Genomic DNA, 8569 nt, shown 5'->3' on the forward strand with positions numbered 1-8569 from the left:
TGTCGAGGGCGTCGACGCCGCCATCTCGGGGTTCGCTCCCGGAACGGCGTGTCACGACTGTCTCCGCGGACGAGTCGCTGCGGCCGACCCGGAGACGGACGACGGAGCCTACGACGCCGGGACGGCACGCTTTGCGGGTGCGCTCGCGGGACGGGAGTTGACGACGCTCGTCGCCGGCGGGCAGTCGGCAGTCGTCGGGGGCGTCGTCGAGGTTCCACACAGCCAGCGTCGCGTCCTACCGCTACCGTACTGTGATTGTGCGGATTCGGAGGACCGACGGCTCCGCCGGAATCACGACCCGCGGCCGCTGGAGGAGGCGCTCACGATGGCGGAACTGACCTTCGACGAGCGTGTCGGGCCAATCGCGAGCGTCGGCGAAATCGAGTCGTTCCCGGTTCCGTACTACCTGTCGACGCTCAACGGGACGCCGTTTTCCGACGCCGACGTACCCGAACACGCCGCCGGCGTCGGATTGGACTGGGACCCGGCGTTCATGAAGGCACTCGGCGAGGCCTTAGAGCGCTACAGCGCCGCCGTGTATCGGGAGTCGGCGTTCGAGCGCAACCCGACGAACCCAATCGACTCCACTCGGTTCGTCGCACCTGACGACGCCGTCGACACCGACTCGGTCCAGCGGTGGCATCCAGCGAGGCACCTCGAAACCGGCGATGCCGTCGAACTGCCGGCGGAGTTGGTCGTGTTCCCGCCACCGGAGCGTCGGATTCGTCCCGCGATTACGACCGGCCTCGGGTTGGGCAACGGCGGCGTCGAGGCGCTGTTGTCCGGACTGTACGAAGTGATAGAGCGGGACGCCGCGATGCTGTCGTGGTACTCGACGTTCGAGCCACTCGGGTTGGCGGTCGACGACGAGGGGTTCGAGACCCTCGCCGCACGCGCACGGAGCGAGGAACTGACCGCGACGGCGCTGTTGTTGACACAGGACGTGGACGTCCCGGTCGTCGCGAGTTGCGTCCACCGCGAGGGGGAGTGGCCGCGGTTCGCGGCGGGGATGGCCGCCGACTTCGACCCGGAGGCAGCCGCGCGGGACGCCCTGGAGGAAGCCATCCAGAACTGGCTCGAACTGCGTCGGATGGGCCCCGACCGTGCTGCCGACGAACCGGGGGCAATCGGCCACTACGCCGATTTCCCGGCGACAGCACGGGAGTTCGTCGACCCGGAGACGACGATACCGGCGACGAGCGTCGGCCCCGAAGCGCCGCCCGACGGGGAAGCCGAACTCGACGCGTTGGTCGACCGCGTCACCGAGGCCGGACTCGACGCCTACGGTGCGCGGGTGACGCCGCGAGACGTGGCGACGCTCGGGTTCGAGGCCGTCCGAGTGGTCGTTCCCGAGGCTCAGCCGCTTTTCACGAACGACCCTTACTTCGGCGAGCGAGCCGAATCGGTGCCGGAGTCGCTCGGATTCCAACCCCGACCGGACCGCGACCACCACCCCTTCCCGTGACGCTCAATCCGAGAACGGTTCGGCGATGTGGTCGACGACATCGATATCCCGGCGTCGGAGTTCCCGGATGAGTCGAAGCGCGAGCCCGTAGCCGACGACGGCGACGACGACCGCGATGATGACGTTCCCGACGAGGAGTCGAACCAACACCTCCGGCCCGAGCGAAAGCGACAACTCCGAGACGGAGGCGCCCTCGACCGGCCCGAGGATTTGCGAACCGAGCCAGAAGCTGGCGGCGTAGATGGCCCACTTCACCGGCGGGTTCATCACGACGATGGAGGCGAACAGTGCGAGTTTACTGACCCGTTCGAACGCGTAAGCGAGTGCGACGAACAGCACCAAGGCGATGCCGAGATTCGGGAGTGCGGAGACGAACACGCCGACTGAAAAGCTCGTCGCCACGTCGTGTGGTGGAAGTTCCTCGGAGAAGGCGTCCTCTAACGACGCTCTGACCCGGTCGCGATACGCAGTCAGCCGTCGCCGAGGCATGGTAGTCAGTCGCTCTCCACGGGTATCAACGCTCCGGGCGAAACCGCATCACGGCCCCATGAGCACCCGTTCGCGGATGAGTTCCGCGACGCCGGAGAGGTGCGCCTGTCCGAAGACGGCCACGAGAATCGCACCGAGGGAGTTGAACATCAGGTCCCGGACGGTGTCGTCGAGACCGTGCTGGGAGACAGGCATGTCGAGGCCGGTCGCGTTCGCCGCCACGTCGAGGCCGAACTCGAAGAGTTCCCAGACGACGCCGAAGGCCAACACGACGACGAGCAAGTAGACGAAGAAGAAGCGCCGCGGGATGAAGATGTCGTCGTTGTGGAGGTCCACAGCGCGGGCGAACGTGTAGCCGACGGCAGCGACGAGCGACGCCGACATCGCGTGGGTGATGCTGTCCCACCAGTCGAGTTGCGCGTAGAGACCAGCCGACCCCAGCGTGTGCAGGAAGACGGCAAGCGTAATCCAGAGGGCGAGCCAGGGGTCCAACGGCAGGTCGTAGCTCCGCCTGAGCAGCGCCGGGACGAAGGTGATGACGAGTGCGATGGTGCCGTTGGTTATCGCCTTGGGCTGGCCGAACAGAAGCCCGAAAGCGACGATACCGACCAACAGGACTTGCATCCCTCGGGTGAGTCGGCGCTGATTCCGACGCGATGGCCGGGGGAGGAAACTCATCCGCGAATCACCGTTCGGATGCGCCGTCTGAGTTGCCGACCGCGGCGTCGGAAGTACGCATCGAAGATGACCCCGGCAGCAAATCCGGCCAGCGTGACGTAAGCCCATTCGGTCATCAACGCGGCGTTGGCAGCGTCCTGACCGAGGCTGGAACCGCCCAGAAACTCGGTGCCGAGGTATTGGTCGGCGTTCCACCGAAGAACCGTCCACGCCGCCTCGGCGGCCATCGTCGTCATGATGACGAACGTGATGGCGAACCAGTGGGTCATCCGGAGGGCCGTGAACATGTGCAACTCCACGGAGACGATGAGCGCCAGGGCGGCGATGGAGAGGTAAAACGAGAACGTCCCGAGTTCGCCGCCGACGGTGCCGCGAACGAGAATCGGCAACAGCGCGAGCACGAGCAGTTCCCACGGGAGCATCACCTGCCACTCGCGGTGGGCGAGTGGCGGTAGCAGGACGACGGCGGCCGTCGCGGCGACGAAGGCAATCCACAGTCGGTCGAAATCGAGGAGGCTCTCGACGAACACACCCACGAGAACGGCCACGAGCAGCCAGGACAGCACGGCGTTGGTCCGGCCACTCCGGAACAGCCGCGAGAGGGCGTCTTCGAGTTCCTCTCGCGACATCGACTCCGTCGAGTCCTCGCGGTCTGACATCGGTCGTCCGGAAGCGTCGAGTAGGGATAAAACCACTCGCCGTCGCCGCCCGAACGCGGCCCGGTTTCGGCCCTGAAACGGGTTGGTATATAAGCACACGGCGATGCGTAGCACAACATTCAATTGGATGTGCGTTTCATGAGCGTACGCAATGGTCGACAAAGACGACCTCCGTCAGCAGTTTATCGACGCGTTCGAAGGTGCCGACTACCCCGTCAACAGCCCGATGGACCTCGTGCCTGCCCTGCCGCAGGGCCCCGGCACGACGTTCGAGTCCGGCGAGTTCTCCATGACCGCCATGGAACTCAACACGAAGGGCGGGGGCAGCCAGGACTTCCCGTACGAGGACGTCGAGTCCCTCGTCGACGACATCATGGAAGGCCTCGAAGACGAAGGTCACCTCTAAACGCCGACAACACCCTTTTTATTTGCGCACGTCCGAGTCGGTAGCGACTGCTGATGCGACAGAACACGTTCGTCCGACTCTCGCTTCTCGCCTTCGGGTTGGTCATCGCGAGTTTCATTCTCATGGGGACGTCGCGACTCGTCCTCGCCGACGACACCGCACGGCTGTTGTCGGCGCCGACCATGCTCGCCGGCGGCGCCCTTATCGTCTTTCTGACGCTTCGGTCGGTGCTTGCGGTGTCGGGAATCCGCCCGCTCGAAGAGTGAAATGGCGGTTTGAGTTACCGGAAGGGGTATTTCCGCATCTCGAGTACGACTCGGCAATGAGTCTGTTGCCGAGTCGACTGGAGGTGTCACCGTCGCCCGACGAACCGAAGGTACTCGACATCGACGGCGAAGGCGCCGACGCGGCGTTCGACGCGCTGGGGTCGGAGACCGCCCGGAAGGTGTTGGCCGCGATTTACGACGAGCCACGAACGCCGACAGAGGTCCGCGAGAGTGTCGGTACCTCCCTGCAGAACGTCCACTACCACCTCGACCGACTGGAGGAGGCCGGCCTCATCGAACCGGCGGGGATGGGCTACTCCGAGAAGGGCAACGAGATGACCGTCTACGGGCCGGCGAGCGAAGCCGTCGTCCTCTTTGCGGGCCGTGACAACGACAGTTCGCGGCTCAGAGACACCCTCCAGCGGCTGTTCGGATTGTTCTTCGTCGTCAGTCTCTCGACGCTGGTGTTCGCGGCGGCCTCGGAGTTGCTCCGACCGGAGGCGGCCCCACAGCCACGTGGCGACGATGTGGGGATGATGGCGGAATCACAGTCGGCGGCCGACGCAGCCACCTCCAGCGTCGTCGCACTCGACCCGCTTTTGGCCTTCTTCCTCGGCGGCTGTGTCGTCGTCGCCGCCCTCGGGTTGGTGTGGGGACTCCGCGAGTACCGGGCCCGAAAGACAACGTCGGTCTGACCGTCAGACCTCGGCTTCGCTGACTGACGCCGTTTCGATGAGTCGAGCGATTTCCTCCGGGAGGCTCTGTTTGCCCTCGGGGGTCCGAACGGTGACGAGTCCGAACGGTGCGATTTCGACGATTTCGAGTTCGACGCCGGGTTCGATACCGGCCTCGGAGAGATAGCGCAACTCCTCGTCGCCCTGATGGCGGATGCGCCGGACGACGACGTGGTCGCCCTCGGCTGCCGAGGAGAGACGCCGCGTCTGCTCGTCGACCTCCGGCAGTCGGAGGTCGGCGTCGGGTATCGGGTCGCCGTGGGGGTCGACGCCGGGGTTGTCCAGCGCCTCGGCGATGCGTTCGGTTAATTCGTCGGAGACGTGGTGTTCGAGACGGTCGGCCTCCTCGTGGACGTCGGCCCAGTCGTAGTCGAGGTGTTCCGTCAGGAAGGACTCCAGAAGCCGGTGATGACGGAGGATTTCGAGGGCAACGACTTCGCCCTCCTCGGTGAGCGTGACGCCGCGGTACTCCTCGCGGTCGACGAGTCCGCGCTCCTCCAGTTTCTTCACCATACTGGAGACGGTCGGCGAGGTGACGTCGAGGTAGTCGGCGAGTTCCGACGTGCTGACGCGCTCGTCAGTGTCGTTGCCGATGGTGTATATCGCCTTGATGTAGTCCTCCATGACGGCGCTCAGCATCGTCCGAGTCTTGGCGACCGGAAGGCATAGTGTTTTTCGTCCGATTGGACGGCGGTTACAGCGTCTCCTCGGGGTCGTACTTTTCGGCGGTTCGACTCGCCGCGTCGGCGAAGTACTCGCGGTCCTCCGGGGGCGTCTCCCCGAGGTTCGCGGGGTCGGCGTCGATGGCGGCGGTCGTCTCCCGTTTCGCGCCGGTGAAACTCGTCAGCGCGCGCTCTTTCCGCAGGTATCGCTCACCGTCGGGCGTCGCGTAGGTGAGGATGACGAGGTTCAGTTCGTCGTCCCCGTACGTTCGCTCGACGAGCCAGACCCGGACGGGTTCCGTCGCTGTTTCGGCCATATCGGAACTAGGAACCGCGGACGAATGAGGCCGTCGTTGGCGTGTACCAACTCCGACGATGGAAACCGCTTTCCGGCCGCACCGCCGAACGAAACGTATGAACGTCAGGAAGGTCGCCGACCTCTCGCCGACGGAGCGGGCGGCGCTGTTCGAGCGGGATGCCGGCGTCGCCGACGCCCGCGAGGCGGCCCGGGACATCGTCGACCGGGTGCGGACGGAGGGCGACGTTGCGCTGCGGTCGTACGCAAGCGAATTCGATGGCGTCGAAATCGGAAACCTCGACGTGACGGACGAGGCCGAACGCGCCTACGAGGAAGTCGACGACGCGGTTCGGGAGGCAATCGAGGACGCCGCCGAAAATATCCGTGCGTTCCACGAGCGGCAGGTACCCGACGACTGGCGGGAGGACTTCGAGGGGCGTGAGTTGGGACGGCGCTACAGACCCTTAGAGCGCGTCGGCGTGTACGCACCCGGCGGCACGGCGGCGTATCCCTCCAGCGTCCTGATGGGTGTCATTCCGGCGAAAGTCGCTGGCGTCGACCACGTCGCGGTCGCGACGCCGCCGGCCGAGGAGTTGAACCCCGCGACGCTGGCGGCGATACACGTCGCCGGCGCCGACGCGGTGTATCAGGTCGGCGGCGCACAGGCCATCGCGGCGCTGGCCTACGGTACCGAGACGGTGTCGGCCGTCCAGAAAGTCGTCGGCCCGGGCAACAAATGGGTGACGGCGGCGAAAGCCGAGGTGCGCGGCGACGTGGAAATCGACTTCCTCGCGGGTCCCTCCGAGGTGTTGGTCGTCGCCGACGACACCGCCGACCCCGAACTCGTCGCTGCGGACATGGTCGCACAGGCCGAACACGACGAGAACGCCTCGGTGGTCTGTGTGACCGACGACGAGGCGACCGCCGAGGCAGTCGCCGAGGCCTGCACGGAACAGGCCGAGGACCGCGAGCGCCGGGAGGTCATCGAGGCGGCGCTGGACAACGACGCCTCGGGTGTGCTGCTGGCCCGGTCGATGCCCGAGGCCGTGCTGTTCGCCGAGGAGTACGCCGCCGAACACCTCTCGCTGCAGACGGCAGAGGACGAGGCGATACTGGACCGCATTGACTCCGCCGGCAGCGTCTTTCTGGGCGCCGCCTCGCCGGTCGCCGCCGGCGACTATGCCTCCGGCCCGAACCACGTTCTCCCGACTGGCGGGTTGGCGAAAGTCGCCGGCGGCCTCTCCGTGGACCACTTCCTCCGCTCGACGACGGTCCAGAAACTCGACGACGACGCGCTCGCGGACATCCGCGAGACGGTGACGACGCTCGCCCGCGCGGAGGGACTGGAGGCCCACGCCGAGAGCGTCGACCGGCGTTTCGCGGGCGACGAAAGTTAAGGGGGTCCGCGCCGTCGGGTGTCGTATGTCACAGTACGACACCATCGAGGTGACCCGCGACGGGTCGGTCGGTCGCGTCGCTTTCGACCGTCCGGACGCACACAACTCCCTGAACGAGACGATGGGCGAGGAACTCGCGGCAGCGGCCCACGACCTCGTCAGCGACGATTCGGTTCGCTGTATCACGCTCACCGGCAACGGCGCCGTCTTCAACACCGGCGCCGACCTCACGATGTTGTCGGGCGACGAGAGCGACGAACCCACCCTGCGAAAGCTGACGAACCTGCTGCACGAGTTCGTCGCCCAACTGATTCGGGCGCCGAAGCCGGTCGTCACGGGCGTCAACGGCGTCACCGCCGGCGGCGGCCTCGGCCCGGCAATCTGTGGTGACATCGCCCTCATCGCCGAATCCGCACGGCTGGAGTTCGCCTACCCCCGAATCGCGCTTTCGGGCGACGGCGGGTCGACGTACCTGTTGCCCCGACTCGTCGGCATGCGAACCGCACAGGAAATCGCCTTCCGAGACGAGCCAGTCGGTGCCGAGGAGGCCGTTGATATCGGCCTCGCGACGGAAGTCGTCGCCGACGACGAATTCGAAGCGCGCCTCACCGAGGAGGCCGAACGGCTCGCCTCGGGACCGACGAAGAGCTACGCGGCGACGAAGGGACTGCTCCGGAAGAGCTTCGACAACTCGCTGAACGAACAGCTCGCCGAGGAGGGCGACACCATCGCCGGCCTCACCGACACCGAGGACTTCTCGCGAGGACACGCTGCGTTCAACAGCGACGAGGAACCGGAGTTCACCGGGGAGTAAGGCGCCTCAGTCGTCGACGACGACCGCCCGACGTTCGGCATCGTAGGTTTCGACCACCCCCCACGCGACGAGCGCGGTCGCGAGGAAGCCGACGAGACTCGCCGCGACGAACGCCAACTCGTAGCTGTACAGCGTCGCGACGCCGCCGACGAGGGCGGGACCGAAGATGCCGCCGAGCCCCTTCGCCGTCTCCCGTATCCCCATCAACTCCGATTCGCGGGTAGCCGGCGCCACGTCGCTGATGAACGCTAATCCGCCGATTGTCATCGCCGAGAACGACGCCCCCAGGACGACGAAGGTGGCGACGCCGAAGGCGAGACGGAGAACGCCGGCCGGGACCGTAGTTAATCCGGCAGCCATCAACGCGAAGACCGAACTGCCGCCCATCCCGACGACGACCAGCGGTTTCCGACCGACGTTGTCGGCGACGACGCCGAGGGCGTACATGAACAGCACCTGCGAGCCGTGGTTGAACGCGAGCAGCACGCCCATCAGGACCTGAGAGACGCCGACGACGGTGATGAGATACGGCGCGACGATGGCCATGATACCGAGGACGGCGAGGTTGCGGAGCGCGACCGCCGCGTAGAGCCACAACAGCCCGTTCGTCGTGAGATGACCTCGCTCATCGGGTGCGGGGAACAGTCGACGGCGCGTCTCGGCGGCGACCTCGCTCGCGGTCGGTTGCCGCTCCGGCGTCG

12 protein-coding genes are annotated in these 8569 nt (G+C 66.4%); 6 read left to right on the forward strand and 6 right to left on the reverse strand.

Going from position 1 to position 8569, the window contains the following annotated elements; all coding sequences use genetic code 11:
• On the forward strand, positions 1-1465 hold a 1465-nt coding region (locus GJ631_RS17755), incomplete at its 5' end, for a YcaO-like family protein (RefSeq protein WP_156710435.1).
• A gap of 3 nt (positions 1466-1468) precedes the next feature.
• Here GJ631_RS17755 and GJ631_RS17760 read toward each other — a convergent pair.
• The 3 genes from GJ631_RS17760 to GJ631_RS17770 are packed head-to-tail and all read right to left on the reverse strand — an operon-like array spanning position 1469 to position 3291.
• On the reverse strand, positions 1469-1954 hold the full coding sequence (locus tag GJ631_RS17760; protein ID WP_156710436.1) for a DUF2062 domain-containing protein: 486 nt from the start codon (positions 1952-1954) through the stop codon (positions 1469-1471).
• A gap of 48 nt (positions 1955-2002) precedes the next feature.
• Positions 2003-2632 (reverse strand): hypothetical protein, encoded by a 630-nt coding sequence (locus GJ631_RS17765; protein WP_156710437.1) that lies wholly within the window; start codon positions 2630-2632, stop codon positions 2003-2005.
• Positions 2629-3291 (reverse strand): hypothetical protein, encoded by a 663-nt coding sequence (locus GJ631_RS17770; RefSeq protein WP_156710438.1) that lies wholly within the window; start codon positions 3289-3291, stop codon positions 2629-2631. Before GJ631_RS17770 ends, GJ631_RS17765 begins: the two co-directional genes overlap by 4 nt.
• Before the next feature lie 151 nt (positions 3292-3442).
• On the opposite strand from GJ631_RS17770, the gene GJ631_RS17775 reads away from it, so the two are divergent.
• Genes GJ631_RS17775 through GJ631_RS17785 form a run of 3 tightly spaced genes read left to right on the forward strand, consistent with a single transcriptional unit; the run spans position 3443 to position 4658 of the window.
• Positions 3443-3697: an MTH865 family protein gene (locus tag GJ631_RS17775; protein WP_156710439.1), complete on the forward strand. Its 255-nt coding sequence runs from the start codon at positions 3443-3445 to the stop codon at positions 3695-3697.
• 53 nt (positions 3698-3750) lie between these two features.
• Positions 3751-3963, forward strand: coding sequence for a hypothetical protein (locus GJ631_RS17780; RefSeq protein ID WP_156710440.1), 213 nt, complete (start codon positions 3751-3753; stop codon positions 3961-3963).
• Between the two features lie 56 nt (positions 3964-4019).
• Positions 4020-4658: a winged helix-turn-helix domain-containing protein gene (locus tag GJ631_RS17785; protein WP_156710441.1), complete on the forward strand. Its 639-nt coding sequence runs from the start codon at positions 4020-4022 to the stop codon at positions 4656-4658.
• Between the two features lie 3 nt (positions 4659-4661).
• Here GJ631_RS17785 and GJ631_RS17790 read toward each other — a convergent pair whose 3' ends face one another.
• Together GJ631_RS17790 and GJ631_RS17795 are read right to left on the reverse strand one after the other, a co-directional pair.
• A complete protein-coding gene (locus tag GJ631_RS17790; RefSeq protein ID WP_156710442.1) occupies positions 4662-5336 on the reverse strand; it encodes a metal-dependent transcriptional regulator in 675 nt (224 codons plus the stop codon).
• A 55-nt stretch (positions 5337-5391) separates the two neighbouring features.
• A complete protein-coding gene (locus GJ631_RS17795) occupies positions 5392-5676 on the reverse strand; it encodes a hypothetical protein (protein ID WP_156710443.1) in 285 nt (94 codons plus the stop codon).
• A 97-nt stretch (positions 5677-5773) separates the two neighbouring features.
• Here GJ631_RS17795 and hisD point away from each other — a divergent pair, with 97 nt between their 5' ends.
• Together hisD and GJ631_RS17805 are read left to right on the forward strand one after the other, a co-directional pair.
• The gene (gene hisD, locus GJ631_RS17800) at positions 5774-7054 is read left to right on the forward strand and encodes a histidinol dehydrogenase (protein WP_156710444.1); all 1281 of its coding nucleotides are present in this window, start codon (positions 5774-5776) and stop codon (positions 7052-7054) included.
• Positions 7055-7079: 25 nt separating this feature from the next.
• A complete protein-coding gene (locus tag GJ631_RS17805) occupies positions 7080-7868 on the forward strand; it encodes an enoyl-CoA hydratase/isomerase family protein (RefSeq protein WP_156710445.1) in 789 nt (262 codons plus the stop codon).
• Positions 7869-7874: 6 nt separating this feature from the next.
• Here the strand turns inward: GJ631_RS17805 and GJ631_RS17810 are convergent.
• Positions 7875-8569, reverse strand: a 695-nt coding sequence (locus GJ631_RS17810; protein ID WP_156710446.1) for an MFS transporter, incomplete at its 5' end; no start/stop codon positions are given.

The sequence above is a fragment of the Natronomonas sp. CBA1123 genome, from assembly GCF_009741925.1.
In the GTDB taxonomy this organism is placed as follows: Archaea; Halobacteriota; Halobacteria; order Halobacteriales; family Haloarculaceae; genus Natronomonas.